The organism is Paenibacillus sp. FSL R5-0519 (assembly GCF_037974275.1).
In the GTDB taxonomy this organism is placed as follows: Bacteria; Bacillota; Bacilli; order Paenibacillales; family Paenibacillaceae; genus Paenibacillus.
Map to the genome: position 1 here is coordinate 5,209,877 of NZ_CP150234.1, position 23,740 is coordinate 5,233,616.

A 23,740-nucleotide genomic window follows, 5' to 3' on the forward strand; every position below is an offset into this window, starting at 1 on the left:
TGAGCAACGCTATCCCCCTGAAAAAGGCCGAAAACTGTGGGATGTGCGTGTGAAATGTAGAAATAACGTGTCTGAGATTCTTTAGAAATTGGGATGAGTGAAATATCGCAAAATAGCGTCTGCTGAGTTCGTTAGATACAATTTAACTTAATAGCCTACATTTGTACTCTGAATAAAAAGTTTAAACCATAACAACAAAAGGGTTCCCGCCATCTGGATGCACAGACCGGCAGGAACCCTTTTTGTTATATTGGTTTTACTCACAATTAGCTTCAACCGTATTACTCTACGTCACACATCACAACGCTATAACCTTGAGCTGTGATCAGTTCCTTTACATCTTCAAACTCTAGGAATACTGTTGCTGTATTTTCCATGGGATGAATTCCGATTTTTTGACCAGCCAGATCCTTGTCAAAAACGACGGTTACGTTTTTCTGAATATTATTGAGAACCCCTATTGGATTGACGTGTCCTTTTTCCAGTCCGAGGTATTCCAACAAATCCTTTTCGCTAGCAAAACTTAGTTTGCGGCTAGGTATTTTTTCGCTTAAACTTCTCAAATCAACTGACTTCGTTCCAGCAATCGTCACCAGATAATAGTTGCGTTTCTTGTCATCACGCAGGAATAGGTTTTTAACGATATGTTCTGTATGTGGAATTTGGTAAGAGAATATTTCCTCCATCGTATATACGGCGGGATGTTCAATACTCTCGTAAACGATATTATTCCGATCCAAAAGATCATAGAAACCTTGTTTGTTTAACATGTTAAATTCATCTCTTTCATTGTAAATGAAGTATTCTTCTGCAATATTACGATTATTACGTTCTCTCTAAATTACTTCAAACGCTGAAGGATCAGCCTTTTTTTGTACAGCATTTTGCCTGCTTCCGCTACATCCCGGATTGTATTTTTGTTGCTCACCGATCCAAACACCATGCCGGCAACTGGAATGAGCTGGAACAGCTTTTTCCAACCAAAGGATTCACTATAGGAATTAAAAACTTCCCGCCAACCCTGCATCTGCGATACCACTTCCATGGGCTTGTCCGGGTCATCGTAAGCGGCCAGTTCTTCGATGATCGCTTTCTTGCCTACGATATCAGCAGATGAGAATTGCAGACATTTCACAATAAAGATGCGCTCCAGCGGTTCATCGGGATCATACCCGTAACATAGCGCCATCTCCTGAAGTACCTTCAAGGAAAGCCCCATCACCATCGGTATATCTGCTGCAATGGTTACAATACCACCAAATCCTGTGGCTGCTCCCTGAGCCGCAGCAAACTTCGTTCGACTCTCGGTAATGTTATCGGCCACCTGGTCCAGCACCTGAAGTGGCAACTTTTCCACACTATGAATCTTCGCTGAGCCCTCGGTTTCAGCTTCCTGCTCCAGACGATAGGTGGTATCTATCATGGAATAACCGGACTTCTCGGCTTCCTCCTGCAGCAGCTTGGCTACTTTTTTCTTCTGTACGAGAAACTTACCTCCATGTTGTACATACTGCCCGACATCGTTCAGGGAATCACCGATTTTCTGTTTCAGTGCTTTAGGCATCACTTTATCCAACATTGCAAAGGGCAAACGCCCGATTTTATCCCATATAAACAAGTCCTTCTGCTGTTTTTCCCATTTCAAAATCTGTTCAAGTTCCTGGTCCAAGGTTTCGCGTGAATCCATATATAATCCTCCTAATAGGTTGTGCATCTTGACACTCCCACCCCTAAAGGGGCAAGATCACTAAAGTGATTGGGATTCTTAGCTAAGCTTAACGTCCTCATTTCATTTCTGCTTTGGACAGATGCTAAGATTAGGGTATGCCATTACCCCTCCTAAGACAGTGCATATAGCATCTTAGGCTGATTGACTGTTACCGCCAATCACAGTTGCGTAGCGAATATTCATCGCCCCAACGATATCACGATGTCTCTTGAATCCACATGGGCACGTATATCTTCTATCTTGCACCTTGTTCTTTTTTGAACATTCTGGACAGGTTTGACTTGAATATGCAGGGTTCACATATTCCACTTTGATCCCTGCCATGTTTGCTTTGTATTCAATGAATTGTGCCAAACGGTAGAATGACCATGTGTGTAGATTCTTTTCGTTTTTACGACTTGTTCTTGTCGTCTGCCTAATATTCGTTAGTTGCTCTAAACGAATGACAGAAGTCTTATTTTCGACTGCGAAATTAACGATTTCACGACTGACTTTGTGGTCTTTGTCTTTCATCCATCGTTGTTCTTTATCATCTAACTTGCGAATAGCGTTCACTTTCTTTTGTTTTCCTAGTTTTTGACGAACACTACGAAACTTCCGTTTCTTGTATTTGTTTTCTCGCCCATTCCCAAAGAATCGAGCGTGATCATTATCTGTGATGGCTACGGCAGGGACTTTAAGTCCTAAATCAATGCCCAAAATCCGCATACCCGTTTTTTCAGTTATTGGCATGGTGACAGCAATTTGGGCTATCCACTTACCTGAGCTTTTCGTGACACGGAGCGTACCAAGTTTATGCTTCAAAAGGTCAACGTTTCGATGGTCCTTGTCGATGAACAATGCACGAATTTTTAAACGCTTAGATTTCCCCTCTACCATGAATGGAATGGAAATGTGCGTGAAGTCAAGAGAATAGTTTTGGTTATTCCATACGCAAATCGGTTTCTTTAGGATCGGTATGATTGCGTATTTACTTTTCTTAACTTTGTTAGAGAAGACACTATTCGCATCTTTAATCGCTTGATTTTTTACTGCACTTGGTAGATTAGCAGGAATGTCTTTTGTTGTCTTCTTCAACCTTTTCTTTTCTTCTACCATCTCGGCCACGAGTGTATTAACAACTCGGATATATTCATGACTACTTTGTTGCAATAGTTGGATCTGCTCTTTAGTCGGCAGCAGCTTTACCTTAACCGTTAGGGTCTGAGACAGTTACTTCACCCCCTTGTCTTTTGTTGTTCAACATAACGCTTGATGGTCTCACTTGATACATTTCCAGCGGTAGAAACAAAATAGGAACGTGTCCACAAACTGGGCAAATGCAGAAGGTGTGGAAACTCTTCTCGTAGTTTTTTTGATGTGACTCCTTTTATTTTTGCCATGATATCAGCAGGGCTTAATGTTGGAAGTGCATTGAGAAACATATGTGTATGGTCTTTGTCGCACTCCATGGCAACAATCACAATTTTAAGCTCTGCACATACCTCATGCACCAGTTCCTTGAAGCGCTGTTCTACCTCTAATTTGAGAAATATCTTTCTTCTGTATCGTGGGCAGAACACAAAATGATAGTTCAACAAAGATACGGTTGTGTTTGTTCTTCTATATTCATTCATATCTATATTGTATCAGTTTAATAGATGAATTGAAACAAACTAAAAAAATTAAGAAGGCAGACATTTCGGATACTTGAAGAATCACAATAGTGATACTCCGTATCCGACCTCACTTTCATCCCACATCTAAAGAATTGGGCTTTCTCGTTCGGGATTCTGTAATCTGTATCTTTTTCATACGCAGAAATCATCGTTGTGGTTGCTTTGTTTTATATCCAACACATTGACACCCATACTGCTCTTTCCTATCGTTTCCATACAAAAGAGCCCTTAAATCAGCATCACTCGCTAACCAAGGGCTCTCGTATTGAAAGACATACTACATCTTATTTCGTTTCTGCTACTGCTTTTCCATCCGGTACCGGAACACCAAAATCAGGTGTGCCATCTTCACGCCAGCAAATCACTTGAGCACGGGCATGACGGTTTGGATCATACAATGGATCACCCTCGATATCTTTGTAATTACGTGCATGATAGATCAAGATATCCGTCTTGCCATCTGGTGATACAGTAAAGCTGTTATGACCCGGACCATACTGCCCGTTCGCTTCACAGGTCTGGAACACCGGCTTGGGTGACTTCACCCAACTCGCCGGATCAAGCAGATTGGCATCTTCATCTGCGGTGAGCAAACCCATACAATAATTGTAATCGGTCGCGCTCGCCGAGTATCCAATAAATAACCGTCCATTGCGATGCATCACCGCAGGGCCTTCATTCACTTTAAAGCCGATGATTTCCCAATCATACTCCGGCGTAGAGATCATGACCTGTTCGCCCCGTAGCGTCCATGGGCTTTCCATTTCGGCAATGTAGAGGTTCGAGTTACCCACGATATCGGGATCTTTCTGTGCCCAGACCAGATAGCGGATTCCCTTATGTTCAAAGGTCGTTGCATCCAGCGCAAATGATTCCCAGCGTGTATAGATCTGTCCCTTTTCTACCCACTCCCCTTCGAGTGGATTCGTAGAATCGTTCTCCAGCACATACATCCGGTGATCAAACAGACCTTCGTTGGTCTCACTGGTATGAGCCGCAGCGTAATGTATGTACCATTTGCCATCGATAAAATGAATCTCCGGTGCCCAGATGTTGGCACTCATCGGCCCCGTGTCACGCTTGGTCCAAGCCGTTACCGGCTCCGCATCTCTTAACTCTTCCAACGTCTCTGCTCGCCGGATCTCGATCCGGTCAAAGGCTGGCACGGAAGCGGAGAAATAATAGTAGCCGTCTGTATGACGGTACACCCACGGATCAGCACGCTGCTCCAGAATGGGATTAGTAAAGGTAATGGAATCTGTCATGGGAATGCTCCCCTTTCAAATGTGTGTGATGGCTCGGAGTTGAGGATGTAACGCATACGTGAAAAGAACAGGCAAGACATGGTGCACAGCGGACGTTCGAGGGTGGTAGGGCCTCGGTGCTCTCTTGTCCTCCGATTTCTTTTTCCACCGCTCCTGGCGGTTGAAATCGGATGCCAAACTCGCCCCCGCAGCTCCTTCCTCCCCCTCACTGCTTGTGCACCTTTGGTTCAGCAGCTCGCTCTTACGGCGCTCGCTGGGTTACAACCTCACTTCGAGCCTTATATTGGCTCGGTCGAATGGGGTTGACCGCTTCGCAGGGTCAACTCTCCCCATGTATACAGAGCTGGCCGCAGAGCTATAGGCCAGCTTTGGTGCACAGCGGACGTTCGGGGATGGCAGGGCCTCGGTGCTCTCTTGTCCTCCGATTTCTTTTTCCACCGCTCCTGGCGGTTGAAATCGGATGCCAAACTCGCTCCTGCGGCTCCTTCCTCCCCCTCACTGCTTGTGCACCTTTGGTTCAGCAGCTCGCTCTTTTCGCGCTCGCTGGGTTACGCGCTGCTTCCCGCCTTACTCCTCCACTGCGCTAATCTGCTTGCCCCAGACCGCTACACCGCGGTCATTAAGTCCTGTTACCATCAGCGCAGGCTGGCTTCGCTCCCAGTCCCAGGACGGGAGCAGCTTCAGCTCTTCTATGGAAGCTCCGCCCCATGGACTTTCTTTCCACGTCAGTGTCAATGTTTGTTGGCCATCAAATGTCCAGGTTCCAGAACCATTTTCGCTTTTAATTTTACCGTTGCCTGTTAGGGTATAAGGCACTGCCTGAATCTGCCCGTCCACGGACGGATCAAGCGCCATGCCTTCCCACTCCCCGGCAATCATGGATTTCGGAATATCCTGTGCAGTCTCACCGGCGTACCGTTCAGGTGACACCACAGGCCAGCCGTCCTTCGTCCATACCATTTTGCGTACATGCAGATAGGGCCAGTTTTTATCCGTCTCACCCCGAGCATGATGCACGATATAATAATCGTCTCCGTCCTTGAGAACGGAGTTATGTCCGGGCGCAACCCAGCCCTCACCTTCTGTGAAGCGATAACCCCCCAGAATTTTGGTGCCGATCTCATATTGAGGCAGATGTTCCGTATCCAGCATGTTCATGCCATTCATGTCCGTGTACGGTCCTGTGATTGAATCGGCACGCGCAACCCGCACGTTATAGTCCTCGAATAAGGAGTCATAGGAGACGAACAGATAATACTTTTTGAACTCCGGGTTATACACGATGTATGGACCTTCGACTGCGCCCTCTTCGGTTGCACGATCCCGTGCAGCAATGCGGGTACCATAACCCTCACCCTTGAATTTTCCGGTATCCGGATCGAGTGGGGCAATATATATGCCATCAAAAAACGAACCGTATACCATCCACGAATTGCCCTCGGCATCCACAATGGGATTGGCATCAATGGCATTCAGTTTATCCTGTTCATTCGCAAGGGTTTTCACAACCAGCCCTTCATCTGTCCATGGGCCTTCCGGGGACTTAGCTGTCTGCAAACCAATGGCCGACTGGGTACTACCGAAACTGGATGCCGAATAGTACATCCGATAGGTGTCACCAACCTGAATCACATCCGGCGCCCACAGGTTCACTGCACCTGTCCAATCCAGCGCTTCTTGCGGAATGCCTGGCAGAGCCTGGCCTACCCATGTCCAGTGGATCAGATCATCCGATTTGCGTACCATGACGCCGGGTTTCGGTTCTCCCGCTACACGAACGTCTGTGGAATAGACGTAGTAACCCTGGTCTGTTTTGATAATGGCCGGATCATGTGCATTGTTTACTGTCCAACGGGATTCATCATCCAGTATGGAGGTGTCATACAGTTGGGTATCTTGAGGAGCTTCAGGAAAGACCGGACGGGGCACCGTTTCTCCTGCTCCTTCTCCAGAACAACCTGTAGCTCCAACAATTAGCATAAGCAACATGGAAGCAACAACCCCTCTCTTCGAAAATGTCCAACCCCGTAATCTCTTCCACTGATTCATCCCTTCACTCCCGAGATCGCAACCGATTCAATAATCTGTTTCTGGAAGATCAGGAAGATGATCAACACTGGTAACAGAGCTACGATGGACGCCGCCATAATAAGTGGGTAATCGGTTTGAATCGCATACGTGGCATTGAAATTCGCTATAACGAGCTGTAACGTCTGCTTCTCCGGTGAGTTCAGATAGATAATTGGTGCCAGATAATCGTTCCAGATGCCCATGAACCAGAGAATCAACTGCGCAGCTACCGCAGGTTTGATGAGCGGGAACGTAATGCTGGAGTACAGCCGGAAATAGGAGCTTCCATCGATTTTGGCCGCCTCAATAATCGCATCAGGCACACTAAGCAGATATTGGCGCAGGAAGAAAATCATGATGACATTACCGAACAGGCCTGGAACGATCAGTGGAAGCAGCGTATCCACCCAGCCCAGCTTCGCAAACATGATGAATTGCGGGATCATGACGGTCGGATAAGGAATCATCATGGATGCCAGCAATGCGAGGAACAGTTTATTTTTGTGCGGGAATCTTAATTTGGCAAAAGCAAATGCAGCGATACTGGACGTAAACGTACCCACCACCGTTACACTCACCGCAACGATAAGGCTGTTTTTGATCCCGCTGAGCAGCGGCCCTGCTTCCCAGATTTCTTTATACTTTCCAAACTGGAATACTTCAGGTATCCATACAGGCGGAAGCGCGAACACATCCTGCTTCTCCTTCAATGACGTGGACAACATCCAGATCAGTGGTGCAATCATCGCAATTGCACCAATCGCGAGTACGATAAAAATGATCGAATTCGTTAACTTCCTCTTTTGACTGTAAGACATCTCCGGTTCACTCCTTTCCTTGACAATCAATCCCCATCATAGGCTGATTTTTCGTTCATTTTGAATTGCACAAGGGTAATGACAAAAATGAAAATACCCAGAATCATGGCCATCGCTGAGGCATAACCCATCTGCAAGTTACTGAAGGCCTTCTGCCAGATGTAGAAAACGATTGATGCCGAAGAATATTCAGGCCCCCCGGTAGGTGTCATAATGTTCATCTCGGTGAAGATCTGGGAACCGCCAATGATATTCGTAACGATGAGGAAAAAGGTAACCGGCTTGACCATCGGCCAAGTGATGTTACGGAAGATTTGGAAGCTATTCGCTCCATCCAGCTCAGCCGCCTCGTAATATGTACGTGATACACTTTGCAGGGCTGCCAAGTACAATAACATGGTGTATCCCAGGCCTTTCCACACCGTCATAATAATCAGAGCAGGCTTGACCGTGTCTTTGTTCGCGAGCCAGTTAGGACCCTTAATTCCAAACAGGTCAAGGAACTGGTTGACCAGACCGTAATCTCCGTTGTACGCCCAGTTCCACATAATGGACACCGCCGCGAGGGATGAAATGACCGGAATGTAATAGATCACTCGGAATGTCGTGGTGCCGGGAATTTTACGATTAAGACCCATGGCCAGCAACAATGCGAGCAACAAACCAATCGGGATACCAAGCATCAGGAAAAATGTGTTAAACATCGCTTTATAAAACAGGTCATCCGTGAGCAGATCCTTGAAGTTGGCCAGGCCAATAAAATTCATCTGTCCCAGTCCGTCCCAATCCGTAAAGGAACCATAAAGGGAGTAGAGGAACGGGAACATGACAAAGATCAGCAATCCAAGAATCGGAGGTAAAATAAACAGATATCCATACAGCATCTCTTTGCGATACAAACTCGATTTCGTAATCACGGCGTTCACCCCTGTTTCTAGTATCAGCATGTGGCATTCTTCGATTGAACCTTGCCGATCAACGAATGCCACATGCCCGTATGGAACTCCACAAATTCCAACACGAATGATGCCAGCAGCATGATTGCACTCTGCCGGCATCGCTCTACCTATCTACTATTTCTGTGATTTCTTTTCTTGTTCAACTGCTTTATCGAGCAGCTTCTGCATTTTCGGCTGTTGCTGCTTCACATAGTCTGCGGCTGTAATCTTGCCATCCAATACCGGCTGGATGTCCGTGAAGAACAGGTCATACCACTCCGCATTGTATGTGTAGTTGCCTGGCAGAGCCCGACCGTAATCCTCAACGATATCAATGAATTCCTGTTTATTGGCTGGTTTTGTGGATGTATCTTTGGCCCACTCGTCTGCCATATCAAGCAAGTTTGGAATCTGTACCTTGGCATCCACCAGTTGCTGCATGCCTTCCTTCGAAGCCGTAAGGTAGTTCACCAATGCGGCAGCTTCTTCCGGATGTTTCGTTTTTGCCGATACTCCGATACCCAGAGATCCGATCCACGTTGCCGATTTGCCAGTAGATCCCGCAGGGAATGGCAGCAAATCATAATCGAAAGGCAGTTTCTCAAATGTACTCATATCCCATGGTCCAACAGGGAAGAAAGCCATCTCACCTTTCATCCAGCGCTGGTACGTATCCAATGTTTGCGCTTCCTCAATGGAAGGTGTGATTTTGTATTTGTTTTGCATATCCGCGAAGAATTGCAGCGCTTCCGCGAATTTCGGATCATCAATCGTTACTTTTGTTTTAGTCTCATCCAACCAATCGCCGCCATTGCTCCATACAAAGGCTTGCAGTGCCCATTGCACGTTAAATCCTGTACCGTACACATCGGGTTTACCGTCCCCATTGGTATCTTTGGTCGCTTGCTGGTTCACCTTAATGAACTCGTCCCATGTATATGGTTTATCCTTATCAGGGAATGGAATGCCCTCTTTTTCAAACAAAGTTTTGTTGTATCCCAGTGCAAATGGCCCCAGATCCTTCGGCATACCGTAGATGTCACCTTGTCCTGACATTTGGCCATCATAACGGTACAAGTCCACACCGTATTTCCAGATATTATCGAGATCAACATCCGGGTTATTTTCAACATACGGTGTAAGATTCATCAGTACATTACTGTTCACATACGCTTTCACATCGCCCGGATTGATGTAGAATACATCAGGCAAGCTGTTGCCTGTAATTGCCGCTCTCAGCTTGGTTGCATATTGATCTGCAGCCGTTACAATGATTTTGACTTTTACACCTGGATGATCTTCTTCGAACTTCTTGACCACCGCCTGGTATGCTTTCTGCTCGTCCGTACCGCCGCGGAACATAAATGTTAACTCCTTGTCCCCATTTGAACCGCTACTTCCTCCTCCGCAGCCCGCAAGTACCAGTGCACTTACCAGCATTAGAAGCATAAATGTGACCCAATTCTTTTTCTTTACCATCTGAACCCCTCCTGATCTGGACTTGTAAACGTATTCAATTGGATGAAATAAGATTTCTGTTGTTAAATTTATCAAATCCAGATCACTTTAGTCAACACTTTTATAAAACAATTTATATTTATATAAAATAAATCAATACATAGGCCAGCCATTCGCATCCCAAAGCAAGTCATTAATCAGCAATTTCGGATTGCCATTATCCTCTGCATCATAGGCATGTCTTGCGATGACATTACCGTTGTACACGTCCTGACCACCTGGACCTTTCCATTTCACATTGCCTGTATCCAATATCGTACCGCCACCATTCAACATATTGACTCCGTTTTTGTCCACATAAGGGCCTGTTATGCTGGTCGAACGTCCATAGACCATTTTGTAGGTACTGTTCACTCCTTGGCAGCAAGAATCGATGGAGGCAAACAGGTAATAATAGCCGCCACGGTATACAACACTTGGTCCTTCAATAGCACCTCCGTTATTCGGGCGCGCAGCAATGGAAGTTATGCTGCCTGTCGGTTTCATCGTATTTTTGTCCAGCTTGACAATCTTCAGACCGCTCCAGAAAGAACCGAAGGCCAGCCATGGATTGCCTGAAGCATCAATGACCAGATTCGGATCAATCGCATTATAATTATTGGCGGTCGTTGTCTGAAGCACCATCCCTTCATCCTTCCATTGCCCTGCACCGATACTGTTCGCGGACGCGAGACCAATCGCAGACCGATTAGAACCAAAGGTGGAGATTGAATAATAGAGCCACACTTTTCCGTTATACTGCTCTACGTCCGGTGCCCATACATCCAATCCACTCTGTCCCGGAACCGCAGAAGCCCACCAAGATGGCTTACTCAGGAAGATTTGCGGAACCCGATACCAGGACGATCCATTATCCGATTTCAATACCTGAATGCCCGGCCCCGTTGAGAAGGTGTACCAGGAGCTGCCCTCTTTGATAATCGATGGATCATGAACAGCGATATCTCCGGTCAGATTCCAAAATGCTGCAAAAGCCCGTGATTGACCTGCAAGCAGCAACACTAAGACAAGCAATGCGGGTAATGCCCAACGTTTCCTTCTGAACTTTTGCACCGTCTTCAACTTATCCAAACCTAACTCCACCTTTCAAATGGTTAATTTGGTTCATGATGTATTGAATCAATTTAGGTATAATAGGATTATAAAAGCGGTTACATTACATTTCAATGGTATATTTCAAATATACATGAACTGATTAACACTTATTTTAACCGTAATAGTGAACAAAAAGTGGATTACATTTTCATATTTGCGCTATACAGAAGGGTTTTGGCTTCTATTTCTCTGCCCTTCCCTTCCATGAGGGAATGATTTATAATTATCTGAAATAAAACATATAAATGTGCAAATGTCTGCATGAAGAAGAGACTTTGTTCAGAACGGGGAAAGGAATCCACCTATGATTTATATTAAAGATCTGATGTCGGGTGTGAATATTTTCAAAGCGCTCAGTTCGGAAATCCGGATTCAGATCATCGAGCTGCTGGCCAAGAACCAAAGTCTTAATCTCAATGATCTAGCAACCAAGCTGGGACTGAGCAATGGCGCTATCACCATGCATATTAAGAAGCTTGAAGAGAGCGGATTGATCGAGATCAACACCGCCGTTGGCAAACATGGAATTCAGAAGATATGTTATCTCAATGAGGAAAAATTGATGGTTGATCTGCGTTCACAGGAGATTAACAATCGTTACGAGGTGGAAATTCAGGTCGGTCATTACAGCGATTATCAGGCTGCACCTACATGTGGTCTCGCTACCCGGGATAGCATTGTTGGAGAGTTCGACGATCCGCGTTACTTTGCTGATCCACTGCGAATTGATGCGGAGATGATCTGGCTGGCTGAAGGTTACTTGGAGTATCGTATCCCCAACTACCTCAAGCCCAATCAGTCGTTTAGCGAAATTCAGTTGTCGATGGAACTGGGATCGGAGGCACCTGGTTTTTGCGATAATTACCCTTCGGATATCTATTTCTACATCAACGGTATTGAGATTGGCTGCTGGACGAGTCCGGGGGATTTTGGCAATACACGTGGCACCTTCAACCCGGAATGGTGGCCTCCGCACTTGAATCAGTACGGCATGCTGAAGCTCATCCGGATTACGCAGGAAGGCAGCTATATCGACGGATGCCGCATCTCGGACGTAACGCTGGACCAGATTGGGCTGGATTACAAGAGCGATATTCACTTCCGCATTGCGGTTACGGACAGACCTTTGAACAAACGGGGCTTAACGATCTTTGGCAAAAACTTTGGTAACTATGGACAGAATCTGCTTGCTCGGGTTCTTTATAACGTGCAAGAAGAGTAGAGCCAGCTCTGACTATTCACTTGATATGAATTAGCTCGATCATCTGTTAACGTAACTATCAACACAACCACAGCAACAACAATGTGTCTTTAAAAGGGTGCTATCTAGCACTCTTTTTTTCATGTGATATACTAATGGCCTGTAATGACAAAATGGAATAACGGGTGGGGATATTTCTTGAAATTGGAGCGATTAATCTCAATCATATACAAACTGCTGAACCACGAAGTGTTGTCTGCTTCCACCTTGGCAGAAGAGTTTCAGGTGTCCCCGAGAACGATCTATCGGGATATTGATGTAATCTGTGCAGCCGGTTTCCCCGTCATTTCCCATCAGGGACTCAAGGGCGGCTACGGCATGATGGACGGATATAAAATGGATAAAAGCTTGCTTGGTTCATATGATGTCGATTCTCTGATTACGGTTCTTAGCAGTCTCTCCACGGTCTTTGAGGATGCACGTGCACAGGGCACAATTGAACGTCTGCAAACGATTGGACCGGAGCATCAGACCTCAAGTCTATCTGTGGATCTGGAGACTCGCCGAACGGAGCCTGATGCCCTTCCTCATCTGCGTACAGGGATTACGAAGCATCAGGTTGTGCGTTTTGACTACATCAATACAAAAAACGAACACACCCCTCGCCATCTGGAGCCGGTAAGACTCCAGTTCAAATACCGTAATTGGTATGTATATGGATTTTGCCAGACACGGCAGGATTATCGCGAGTTCCGACTGTCCCGGATGATGAATGTGGCCCTAACATCGGAACACTTTCAACCCCACCTTGAGCCTCCCCAAGAGACGGTTGTATCCGATCCGTCGTGGCAAGATCAGGTAAGTGATGTTGTATTTCGGGTGAACCCGGAAGCGCTAGCGGAAGCCATGGATCATTTTCAACAGGCAGATAAGCAATTTCACGAGGATGGCAGTATGACGATGCGCATCTCGGTTCATCAACCGTTACAAGCCAAGTGGTTATGGTCGTTTCTGCTTAGTTTGGGAAGTGGCGCTGAGGTGCTTGAACCGATTGAATTACGAGGTATTCTGAAAGAACAGCTTCGAGACGCACTTAAACTCTATGAAGAAGTATGACACGCTGTTGTCATACTTCTTTTTTTATAATCATTTTAGTAAGTAACCACATTCCTCGCCAAATTAAAGGAGACGATCATTCATGAATCATCCGGAACAAATGTATAACTACAACGCATGGGCTAATCAAACCATCCTGAACAGAATTAAAGAACTCCCCTCTTCTGTACTAAGTCAGGAAGTGAACAGTTCATTTCCAACCATCGCCCATGCCCTCAGCCATATCTATGCAGTGGATAAGATGTGGTATCTGGTGTTAACGGGCACCGGTATGCCCGAGGCACTCCAGGCATGTATGCCTCTCAATGGTGAAATTCATGGTTCAATAGATGAGTACATGCAAATGTTTGCCGATCTGTCGGCACAATATAGCGAATGGCTCCAAGGCCAAACCAATCTGGAACACACCGTACTGCTCGATAATCCATTTGCCAGCGTCCGCGAAACCCGCTTATCGGAAATCGTATTCCATGCGGTTAACCACGGCACCTATCATCGAGGCAATGTTTCTACCATGCTGCGTCAATTGGGGCATGCTTCCGTCATGAACGACTATTCTCTCTTCTGGTATCAAGAACCGGCTCAAGTATAGACAACGATGCGATGGAAAATGTACATTGTATCCCCGCGACATCGAGGGAAGAATTGAGAAGTTGGTTGCAGGAGCATGGAAAAGTCCAGAAATCTTGCTGGGTCATGGTTAGCTTGAAACCCGCTCCGGATACCCTGCTGTATTTGGACGTGGTTGAGGAGTCGCTATGCTTTGGCTGGATCGATGGGGTCAAAAAGAAACTATCCGAGACACAATTAGCACAGAGATTGTCGCCTAGAAGCAAACGTAGCTCTTGGACTGAATTGAACAAGGAACGTGTCCGCCGTCTTGAAAAGTTAGGCCTCATGCATGACGAGGGTAGACAGGTACTACCTGTTATGGACCCAAATGCTTTCATTATGGATGGTGTGATCGAACAAAGGTTGAAAGAGAATCCGCAGGTTTATGCGAATTTCGCGGCATTCCCTGCCCTGTATCAGAAGGTCAGGATTGACACGATTCAAAGTGTTACAAATCAACCCGCCTTATTCCAGAGCAGATTGGATAAATTCATAACCAACACGAAGGAAAATAAAATGTACGGTCAGTGGCATGATCACGGACGGCTTCTGGATTATTAAGATGCCTTGAAAATACGAAAGCAGGACCTCCTCGTAGGATGGTCCTGCTTGTTTTTTTGGATTTATACGTTGGCAAATCTCGGCCCAGACTCTCTGTTCACCTCTCCGCGCTCACACATCATATTCATTCGGGTGTTAATGATTCTGCCTGTAGGTTTTGGGAGATTTACCAAAGGTCTTCTTGAACTGGCGGGTGAAATAATTACTGTCGTTAAATCCGCATTCATACGAAATTTCCGTAATGGACATATTCCCGTTTTTCAACAAATGGCATGCCTTCTCCAGACGCAACTTCTGCAGATAAGAGATCGGGGTCATCTGATAATAGGATCGGAAAATCCGATTAAGATGCCTTATGGAGATATTCGACTTCCCCGCAATATCCTCCAACGACAGCGGCTCAAGATAATGATCTTCAATGAATGAAATGGCATTGGCCAGATGCATGAGATTATTACCTTCGATCCCTTTCTCCTGCGTATCATATTGTCTCGACAAATAAACGACCATCTCCGTAAGACGTGAGATCAACATGGTCTGATACCCTTGCTGTTTACTCTGATACTCTTCAATCATGAACGATATCAGTGATTCCACATACTCCAGACTGGAAATGGATAACGAAAGTTTACTCGGAAATGAATGAATATTACGATAAAACGGTTCCAAAACAAATAGCGCCTGGAAGCCGTTTGATTTTCTCAGATCGGGCCCGGCCGAAGCAAGCATCTCGGGACTGAACATAATGTTACAGATCTTAAAATCATAAGGGTCTTTATAAGCGTGATGGGTGTCGCCATTAATTACAAATACGTTCCCCTTTTTGATAAAAAACTCCTCGGTGTTCACCACATGGGTTGCATGACCACTCAGAACAATGACAAGTTCCGTAAAATCCACATGATTATGAAGCTCCATGTCTTGGTCGTGTCCACCATACTGAATGAAAAATGGAAACTGCTGATCCGAAGTAAACCATCTCAAATATGCATTACTCAAAAGCATTCCCCTCCGAAAGCCATGTTGGGTTGAATGTCTATATCATGCTATTCGAGGACCGAAAAATCAAGGTTGGAAATGATTAAAGACGATATAATTCCCCTTATGACATAGCAAGGATACCTCTCATATGTTCAGTTCCATATCAAACTCTCACAATGAATAGGAGCATCACATGATGAAATATACCAATCCGGTAATCTCGGGGTTTTATCCAGATCCAAGTATCTGCCGTGTAGATGAAGACTATTATCTGGTAACCAGCACCTTTGAATATTTCCCTGGCGTGCCCATCTTCCATAGCAAAGACCTTGTGAACTGGCGACAGATCGGCCATGTCCTCACCACAACGGAGCAGCTCCCTTTAGCAAACGCAGGCAGCTCTGGCGGCATTTTTGCCCCAACACTGCGGTACCATGATGGCTGGTTCTATATGACAACAACCAATGTCAGCGGCGGCGGAAATTTTTATGTACGTAGTACCCAACCCGAAGGACCATGGTCTGCTCCGATTTTTGTTGATCAGGGGGGCATCGATCCCTCTTTTCTCTTCGATGAAGATGGACGAGTGTATTTTCAAACTGCTTGCAACGGTGATGAAGGCGAGGGCATCTATCAGTGCGAAATAGACCTTAAGACCGGAACGAGACTGTCAGATAGCCGACTAATCTGGACCGGAACCGGAGGAGCAGCCCCCGAAGCTCCCCACATGTATAAAATAAACGGCGTCTACTATCTGATGATCGCTGAAGGCGGAACAGAGTATGGCCATATGGAGACCATTGCTCGAAGCACAGGGCCATACGGACCATATGATCCATGTCCTCATAATCCGATTCTCTCCAATCGAAGCATGAAATCCAGCATCCACGCAACCGGTCATGCAGACCTTGTCCAGATCCAGGATGGAAGCTGGTGGGCTGTATTTCTTGGCATTCGTCCAGCAGGTTACCCCATGCGGCACCATCTGGGACGCGAAACGTTCCTGGCACCCGTTACTTGGACGGATAACGGTTGGCCCATAATCGGTGTGGACGGACATATCGAGCAGGAGATGACCGGGCCTTTGCTAACTGAGCACCTTTGGTCGCCTGAGCCTATCCGGGATGATTTTGACGAAGCATCATTAGGCTTGAACTGGATCTTCTTGCGTAACCCGGCTCCGGGTAGTTGGACACTCACAGAAAATCCAGGGCGGCTCATCTTGCGTGGTCATTCGATTTCACTTGATGAGGGTAGAAATCCAGCCTTTGTTGGGCGTCGATTGAGCCATTTCTTATGTAATATGGCGACCGAGCTATATTATGAGCCGATTGCAAATGGCGAGGAGGCTGGATTAACGGTATTTATGAATCATAAATATCATTATGATTTGGCTGTAACTCGGATTGACGGTCAGAAGAAAATTGTATTGCGGCGAACCGTCGGCTCTATGCGAACCGAACAGGTGCTTGATTGTGACAAAGGGCCAGTTGTATTACAAATCAAGGCTGACCGTAATCACTTTACGTTTATCTATCAGCAGGGTTCATCCGATGCCATTGAAGTGGGTTCAGGAGAAACACATCTGTTATCTACCGAAGTGGCGAGTGGTTTCACAGGTGTGATGATAGCCATGTACGCCTATGCTCCATCAGAGGAGTGTACACCTGCAAGTTTCGATTGGTTTGACTATGAACCGCTGGATGAATAATCGTTTTAACTCCTATATTCAGTAATAGAAAATATAATATATGATCAGCTAAAGTTATCCCCTTAAAGTAGATACTCTTACCAAAGCCTTATGTGGTAGCATAAGGAAATGAGTAAACTTTGAGGGGATTTTGCTATCTTTATATTTTTCTCGAGGATTGCTCTGAAATATATAAAAGAACCATTGCTTTATTAGAGAAGTTCTCCTAGTATTTTTAGAAGGAACACCCCAGCAGCTCCCATTCTGGCAATACCTTCACTGCCCATATGAGAGCGCTATCGCTGCAGCACGAAAGAAAACGGGAGGTTGCAGATATGAAATGGAATCACTTCAAGTCCAAGCTTCTGCTTAAGTACACACTATCCTATATCTCCATCTTCCTTATCCCTCTTGTTATCCTAACCATCATTATTTATCACAATGCTGTGGACACGCTCCGTTCAGAGATTGAACAGACCAATGTTAATCAGCTCACTCAAGCCAAAACGGTCATTGATGATCGCATGAAGGAATTACAGGACATCGCGTTTCGCATCGCCTATGATGAGCAGTTAACGCGGTATTGGACCCACCATCCGTACTATAGCCGGGAATCCATTAACGCATTAGTCAAATACAAAGCCACCAGTTCCATTATTGATGAGTTATTCCTGTTCTTCCGCGGAGATGATAACATCTACTCTTCTCAAGGCTCGGAGAATCTGGATGTATTCACGGCCCGCTACAGATTTAATACCTGGAACCAAACGGACATGATCCGGGATTTGAATAACGTCCCGTTCCCCACGATACGACCAGCCGAGCAGGTCGTCCAAGGAACCCGAATCCCCAATTCCATGCTGGCCTACCTTGTACCGATTGCACCTAACAATACGCCCGCCCATGGAACCGTCATGTACCTGATTCACGAGTCCAATCTGACAGGCTTAATTGATTCCATCCTGAGTGATTATCACGGGATGACTTATATTTTCGATAATTACGGGCAAGTACTGGCAGCCAATTACAAAGGAGAAATCATATCCGAACAGGAAGTCAGCGCTCTGTTTTCACTTGAACCCGGTACGCACAGCATCTCCTTAAATCAAGAACCCCATTCGGTTGTATCCGTTAAATCGGATGCGGGTTGGACCTATGTCACCGCTATGCCAAGCAACCAGTTTTTCAGCCGAATTGTCCATATTCGCACCTTTATTATCCTTGTATTCTCGTTTGTGGTGACGATGGGCACGATCCTTGCCATCATGTTGGCCCGAAGACAATACCATCCCATTTCAGACTTAATGGAGTTCATTCGGTTGAAAAATGATCCTGATACTTCTTCAACCACCAACGAGCTGGAATGGATCAAGAAAACACTGCATGATTATAGTCAGCGCGTAGATCTTCAAGAACCCTATGCGCGCAATCATATTTTGCTCATGTTGCTGAAGCACGGTCACACCGGAGATTTCCCTGCTGAATTTACGGATAAGCTTGGCATACACTTCAACCGATCCCATTATTTTGTCGTGACCATGGGCTGGGAGATGCATGCTTTACGTATCGGGGATGACCCCGAGCAGCCTACGTTCATGCAGCTGATGAACGATGTGGAGCTGCCGGAGTTGTCTGCCTATGCTTATGGCGTGGAGCTGCCGCAGGCAGACCAATTGGCCCTTATCGTGGGATTCGATGCCGAAATTGGGCATGAAGGTAGTCTCAATGCCCGTATGGAGCCTATTGTTGAAAAACTGCAATGGATGGTGGCAGAACACACCGGGGTCGCGCCCGCAATCGGGATAGGCAATCGATACACTTATCCGAAACAACTGAATCAGTCCTACATCGAGGCGTCGACCGCTCTGGAAGCATCGATGCTGCACGGACAGGGAAGCAGTACATACTTTGACGACCTTTCCGGTTCCGCTGTGCAGGATTCTTCCTTCTGGGTCCCTAAGGATGTGTTATTGAAGCTGGTCCAGAGCTTAAAACAGGGCAGCTATGATGTGGCGGTTCAGATGGTTTCGACCGCGTTGAACAATTTGAAAACTGAAATGCCATCTGTACCGCTACTGCGTTGCATCTGCTTTGATATCCTGAATACCATGCTCAAAACCGCCTCGGAGCTTGGAATCCATCATGTGGTTGATCAACTTCCAAGGATCACGTCCTATGACTCATTGGAGGATCTGGAGAAGAAGTTGACAGGCCTTGCCGCTGAAATCTGCGCTCATGTCGAGGCGAAGAGTGTGACGGAAGAAAGCTCCCTGATGGATGAAATCGTTGCTTATATTGATGCCAATTACTCGGATTATGACCTCAGTCTGGGTACGATCTCATCAAAATTTACAATCTCTTCATCCTATTTCAGTCGTTCTTTCAAAGAAAAGATCGGCATGAATTTCACCCAATATATCTGGCAAAAACGGGTGGATGAGGTCATTCGGCTACTGCTGTATACAACCGATCCGTTAAAGGATATCATCACCCGCGTCGGTTATCTGGACACACCAAACTTCATCCGCAAATTCAAGAAAGAAACAGGTTATACCCCAGGGCAATACCGTAAAATGCACCGTCCCAACGGCTCCGCCGATTCCCCGGATGATGATGACGAGGAGTGTATTGGATAAATGGAGATATCGCCTCTGTGATGCAGTGCGTGATTCATTAGACCAAAATAATGCAAACAAGGGGCCGTTCCATAAGTCATGCTCTTGACTTATGGAACGGCCCCTTCGTATGTTTTTAGTCCATATACATAATCTGATCTTCCTGCTCCGACTTACTTATCCTATTTTCCAGCCGGAAAATAATGAAGTCCTTGATGCAGTGCACCAAGCAAACGGTACGTCGGATCACAGCCGTACTCCCAGAACATGATGCCGGCCAGACCTTGCTCCTTTACGTAAGCACATTTGCACTGGATCGATTCTTCATCATCATAAGATATGAGACTGGACCCATTGAACAGAAACGGTGCACAGGCTTCCTCATCCCAATAACGGGTATAACCATTCTTGTTAATGTACTTCGCTTCCAGCTCGGCAAAGGACGGACCGTAGCCGCCTGTGCTGCCAGCCATTTGATGAAGCCCGTGGTTTCGATCAGGAACCTCCGTCCAGATCCGGGAATAAAATGCGGAGCCGATCACAATCTTCTCTCTCGGAACGCCGGCGCGGATGAACAGATTTACGGAAGCATCCGTACTAATTCGAAACAGATCTCCTGTTGACGTGTACAGATTCGTATGGTGTCCGGTCAGAACCTGAAAACCGCCGCGCATATCATAGGTCATCAACTGCACGTAGTCCAGATACTGCTGCACCTCGGCCATCTCTGTACCATCAACGTAGTATTGATCAGCCCCTGCCGCAATGGTGAGCAGATAATGACGACCATCCACTGCGCCCTTGGTATCCATCGCCTCCCGCATCGTCTTGAGAAGTAAGGTAAAATTCCGTTTATCATCAGGACTGGATGCGATACCAGCTTCACCGTAACAAGGATATTCCCAGTCCAGATCGATCCCGTCAAAAGGATATTTCCCCAGCACCCTAACCGCCGATGCAGCCATGCTCTCCCTTCCAGACTGGGTTGAGGCGGCTTCGGAAAAACCGCCCGCACTCCATCCGCCTACAGATAACAGCACCGTAAGATTCGGATGATTTCGCTTCATGTTCGCGATCACATGACCATTTTTTAAATGCTCGGTAGTGATCGTATCATTCTTAACATGTCCGAAGGCTACGTTCAGATGTGTTAACTTAGATAGATCCTCATGTGTCATGTCAGGAAGAACAGAATCCACGGCATAACCTGCAACAATATATTTCGTCACCCGCTTCACTCCAATCCATTCGATGATTGTGTTATCGCAGCAGCGATCTGCAAGGCTTCCTTCCCAGTACCGATCCTGTACCCGGAAGCCGAGTAACGAATCTGAAGCTGGTTATCCAGCACAAACAGATGTGGGTAACCCGCTTCGTGAGCTGCAGGTTTCGAAATGAAACCGGACAAGGAAGCATAATTGGAATCCCGTACAAAAAACGTGCGTACAGGCAGCTTAAGATAACCAACAGGATCAAAGGAAGCGTTCCATTCCATATCTCCAATTATGAGCACGATGGGGATGCCCAACTTATCCAGCGGCTCTGCCAGCTCGCACAGTTCACGAATCAGATGTTTCGTTGGTTCACGCTCAGGTTCAATCCAGGCAGCTATGGCGCCCTCCGATCCCAGAAGTTCTTCCAGCTCCACCTCTGAACCATTCAGATGGGTCAGTATACTTCCTGGTGCAAGTTTACCCAGTACAGGAATATCAACCTCAATCTCGCGATAAGTTAACACAACCTCAGTTGTATCTCCGGCATTCACGGTAAAGTACACGAAGCGTACGTTTACCGTTCCATCGTTCAGACGAATGCCTGTCGTTAAGCGATAAGCGCCCGGTTCAACCTCATATGGCTCGCTATAGACATCCGTACTGCCATAAGGATATATCAGTGTCTTATATATACCATCTTCCAGACGGGCAAACGAGAAGTTCTCAAAATAAGATGCTGCAGGGGTATCCTGCGTAGATTTTGGATCTCTATGAAGTTGGAGCTTTCCCCAAGTTGTACTTCCCTGAGTTGGAGGTAAGGTGAGACTAAACACCACATCCTCCCATCCTCTATCGCATAGATACTGTGGTTTCTGAGCGCTCGGATGTAATTGGGCCGGGATACCCAAACTGCGACATACCGCCACAAACAGTATATCCAGCGACTGAGCGTCGCCCTTCATTAGACTAAACGTTCCAATCGGATTGCCTTTGCCTTTTAGATTAGGAAGATCGTCATAGTATTCATATTGCTGTTCCAGCATTCGGACAAGTGTCGAGGGATTCTCCCTGAACGCTGCTGCCTCATCTGCCGAAAATGCATTCTGGAATACACTTCGATAAGGGACCAGCATCTCATAGGAGATCCGCGGACACAGGATGTATCTCACAAATGTATCTTCCGCCCATGATCCTTGCTGCGAGAGCGCACCAATCAGATGATCGTGCAGCGTCTGGCGAGAGGTATCAATTAAATCTTTTTCATTCATCGACTCCAGCAGACGAAGCGGCCACTCACCGTATACATTGGAGCATTCCTCTATGAAAGCTGCAATTTCACGACTGTTCCCTCGTGCCTTCTGGAGAATATCCCACACCCGCACCTGGGGTAGTCCAACCGAATGAGCCAGTGAGACGGCCTCCTCTTGCCTCAGGAAAGTATCCTCATACTCGCTTCGGGTCTGTGCTCCTTCCTCCAGACGATGATTATGAATCTGAATCTGCTCTTCAGATAACGCAACCGTGTTCTCTCCATCCCCTTCTGGAGGAGGAACCATATCAAAGTCCACGCTCCCTGCCGGCTGCTCTGACGAATCCAGCACAAGCTCTATATGGTCGTTCCCCTGAGCCTTGAATAGGATCTCACTCCACTTACCCTCACTGACCGCACGAATCAACAGGTCGCCATAGCCTGTCTTTAAGGTCACTTCCCCTTGTGCGTCCGTCCTCACTTCGGCAATCGGATAGCATTCCGCCGCATTATACAGCTCAAAGCGGACGCTGGCATCGGGTACGGGCTCTCCCTGCTCATTGTTCACTTTCACACGAATGGTGCGTGTCAGTGCATAATTCTCAAGCAGATTAATTTCCGTAAATTCCTTTTCGGAGAGCGTTATATCCTCCGGTCCGGGATAGTTGGCATATATTCTCGTATTAATGAGCATGGCCCTGCGGGCTGGCGGACTGAACCATCCTTGGTTCAGACGAGCTTCCGGCTCGCATGCCCCAATGTAATACCATTGACCATCTGCCCAAGCTTCTACCCAAGCATGATTACTGTCACAGTGAGCCCAGCGAGGTGTATAGACCTGACGGGCAGGGATGCCGATGCTGCGAAGAGCGGCCACCGCCAGCGTGGATTCTTCGCCGCATCGACCCCGAGCATTTCGGATCATCGTCAGCGGTGATATCGTACGCAAATCACTGCCAATATAAGTCGCTTTCTCATGACACCAGTAATTGGTCTCCAGAATGGCATCTGCCATGGATAACTTTGCTGTCCGCTCAGCTAATTCGTCATAGATCAAACCGCGATAATCTTCAATATTCTCCGTATTTATCCGATATGGCAGCACAAAATGAAGGAACAGATGATCCGGAACGCGATCTCCCCAAGGCACACGTATGCGGGTGTCCAAAGCCCGCCGTACATGGCTCAAGAACAGGTCCCCATTATAATCAGCCATGTCGTTTACCGGCATATAGGCATAGACATATTTCAACGCCCAGGTCTCTTCTTCCGTTAGCTCCTGCTGAAAAATATCAAACAACTCCGATTTGCGGGCCTCTGCAAACTGCACCTTTTCTTGGAACTTCTGCTCGATCCTCGCCAAAGACTGTGCATCAAGGGAAAATATCAAGGTTTGACTGGTCATTATGT

The 23,740-nt window shown here is 46.5% G+C and carries 19 protein-coding genes; 6 read left to right on the forward strand and 13 right to left on the reverse strand.

What is annotated here, in order from left to right:
* Positions 1-281 precede the first annotated feature (281 nt).
* The 10 genes from MKY73_RS23565 to MKY73_RS23610 form a co-directional block, all read right to left on the reverse strand.
* Complete coding sequence (locus MKY73_RS23565; protein WP_339303683.1) at positions 282-770, reverse strand: prolyl-tRNA synthetase associated domain-containing protein; 489 nt, start codon at positions 768-770, stop codon at positions 282-284.
* Positions 771-841: 71 nt separating this feature from the next.
* Positions 842-1,687: an EcsC family protein gene (locus tag MKY73_RS23570; protein WP_339303684.1), complete on the reverse strand. Its 846-nt coding sequence runs from the start codon at positions 1,685-1,687 to the stop codon at positions 842-844.
* A gap of 174 nt (positions 1,688-1,861) precedes the next feature.
* Positions 1,862-2,941: a transposase gene (locus tag MKY73_RS23575; RefSeq protein WP_339308716.1), complete on the reverse strand. Its 1,080-nt coding sequence runs from the start codon at positions 2,939-2,941 to the stop codon at positions 1,862-1,864.
* Between the two features lie 5 nt (positions 2,942-2,946).
* Positions 2,947-3,345 carry an IS200/IS605 family transposase gene (gene tnpA, locus MKY73_RS23580; protein ID WP_047840510.1) on the reverse strand — a complete coding sequence of 133 codons (399 nt, stop codon included), beginning with the start codon at positions 3,343-3,345 and terminating at the stop codon, positions 2,947-2,949.
* Positions 3,346-3,671: 326 nt separating this feature from the next.
* Positions 3,672-4,652 (reverse strand): family 43 glycosylhydrolase, encoded by a 981-nt coding sequence (locus tag MKY73_RS23585; RefSeq protein ID WP_339303685.1) that lies wholly within the window; start codon positions 4,650-4,652, stop codon positions 3,672-3,674.
* A gap of 567 nt (positions 4,653-5,219) precedes the next feature.
* A complete protein-coding gene (locus MKY73_RS23590) occupies positions 5,220-6,641 on the reverse strand; it encodes an arabinan endo-1,5-alpha-L-arabinosidase (RefSeq protein WP_339308718.1) in 1,422 nt (473 codons plus the stop codon).
* A gap of 56 nt (positions 6,642-6,697) precedes the next feature.
* Complete coding sequence (locus tag MKY73_RS23595; RefSeq protein WP_278296469.1) at positions 6,698-7,540, reverse strand: carbohydrate ABC transporter permease; 843 nt, start codon at positions 7,538-7,540, stop codon at positions 6,698-6,700.
* A gap of 26 nt (positions 7,541-7,566) precedes the next feature.
* The gene (locus tag MKY73_RS23600) at positions 7,567-8,457 is read right to left on the reverse strand and encodes a sugar ABC transporter permease (protein WP_339303686.1); all 891 of its coding nucleotides are present in this window, start codon (positions 8,455-8,457) and stop codon (positions 7,567-7,569) included.
* Positions 8,458-8,613: 156 nt separating this feature from the next.
* On the reverse strand, positions 8,614-9,957 hold the full coding sequence (locus MKY73_RS23605) for a sugar ABC transporter substrate-binding protein (RefSeq protein ID WP_339303687.1): 1,344 nt from the start codon (positions 9,955-9,957) through the stop codon (positions 8,614-8,616).
* Positions 9,958-10,089: 132 nt separating this feature from the next.
* Positions 10,090-11,010, reverse strand: coding sequence for a glycoside hydrolase family 43 protein (locus tag MKY73_RS23610; RefSeq protein ID WP_339308720.1), 921 nt, complete (start codon positions 11,008-11,010; stop codon positions 10,090-10,092).
* Between the two features lie 385 nt (positions 11,011-11,395).
* On the opposite strand from MKY73_RS23610, the gene MKY73_RS23615 reads away from it, so the two are divergent.
* The 4 genes from MKY73_RS23615 (at position 11,396) to MKY73_RS23630 (ending at position 14,581) form a co-directional block, all read left to right on the forward strand.
* Positions 11,396-12,313 carry a winged helix-turn-helix transcriptional regulator gene (locus MKY73_RS23615; RefSeq protein ID WP_339303688.1) on the forward strand — a complete coding sequence of 306 codons (918 nt, stop codon included), beginning with the start codon at positions 11,396-11,398 and terminating at the stop codon, positions 12,311-12,313.
* 177 nt (positions 12,314-12,490) lie between these two features.
* On the forward strand, positions 12,491-13,408 hold the full coding sequence (locus MKY73_RS23620) for a YafY family protein (protein WP_339303689.1): 918 nt from the start codon (positions 12,491-12,493) through the stop codon (positions 13,406-13,408).
* A gap of 82 nt (positions 13,409-13,490) precedes the next feature.
* A complete protein-coding gene (locus MKY73_RS23625; protein WP_339303690.1) occupies positions 13,491-14,000 on the forward strand; it encodes a DinB family protein in 510 nt (169 codons plus the stop codon).
* An 11-nt stretch (positions 14,001-14,011) separates the two neighbouring features.
* Positions 14,012-14,581: a YdeI/OmpD-associated family protein gene (locus MKY73_RS23630; RefSeq protein WP_339303691.1), complete on the forward strand. Its 570-nt coding sequence runs from the start codon at positions 14,012-14,014 to the stop codon at positions 14,579-14,581.
* A gap of 135 nt (positions 14,582-14,716) precedes the next feature.
* Here the strand turns inward: MKY73_RS23630 and MKY73_RS23635 are convergent, their stop codons facing one another.
* Entirely contained in the window at positions 14,717-15,580 is an 864-nt protein-coding gene (locus MKY73_RS23635; protein WP_339303692.1) for a helix-turn-helix domain-containing protein, read from the reverse strand.
* Positions 15,581-15,758: 178 nt separating this feature from the next.
* On the opposite strand from MKY73_RS23635, the gene MKY73_RS23640 reads away from it, so the two are divergent.
* Together MKY73_RS23640 and MKY73_RS23645 are read left to right on the forward strand one after the other, a co-directional pair.
* Entirely contained in the window at positions 15,759-17,273 is a 1,515-nt protein-coding gene (locus MKY73_RS23640; RefSeq protein WP_339308721.1) for a glycoside hydrolase family 43 protein, read from the forward strand.
* 314 nt (positions 17,274-17,587) lie between these two features.
* Complete coding sequence (locus MKY73_RS23645; RefSeq protein ID WP_339303693.1) at positions 17,588-19,888, forward strand: helix-turn-helix domain-containing protein; 2,301 nt, start codon at positions 17,588-17,590, stop codon at positions 19,886-19,888.
* A gap of 161 nt (positions 19,889-20,049) precedes the next feature.
* Here MKY73_RS23645 and MKY73_RS23650 read toward each other — a convergent pair whose 3' ends face one another.
* Both MKY73_RS23650 and MKY73_RS23655 read right to left on the reverse strand, forming a co-directional pair.
* Complete coding sequence (locus tag MKY73_RS23650; RefSeq protein WP_339303694.1) at positions 20,050-21,096, reverse strand: glycoside hydrolase family 18 protein; 1,047 nt, start codon at positions 21,094-21,096, stop codon at positions 20,050-20,052.
* 5 nt (positions 21,097-21,101) lie between these two features.
* The gene (locus MKY73_RS23655) at positions 21,102-23,735 is read right to left on the reverse strand and encodes a transglutaminase domain-containing protein (RefSeq protein ID WP_339303695.1); all 2,634 of its coding nucleotides are present in this window, start codon (positions 23,733-23,735) and stop codon (positions 21,102-21,104) included.
* Between the last annotated feature and the right edge of the window lie 5 nt (positions 23,736-23,740).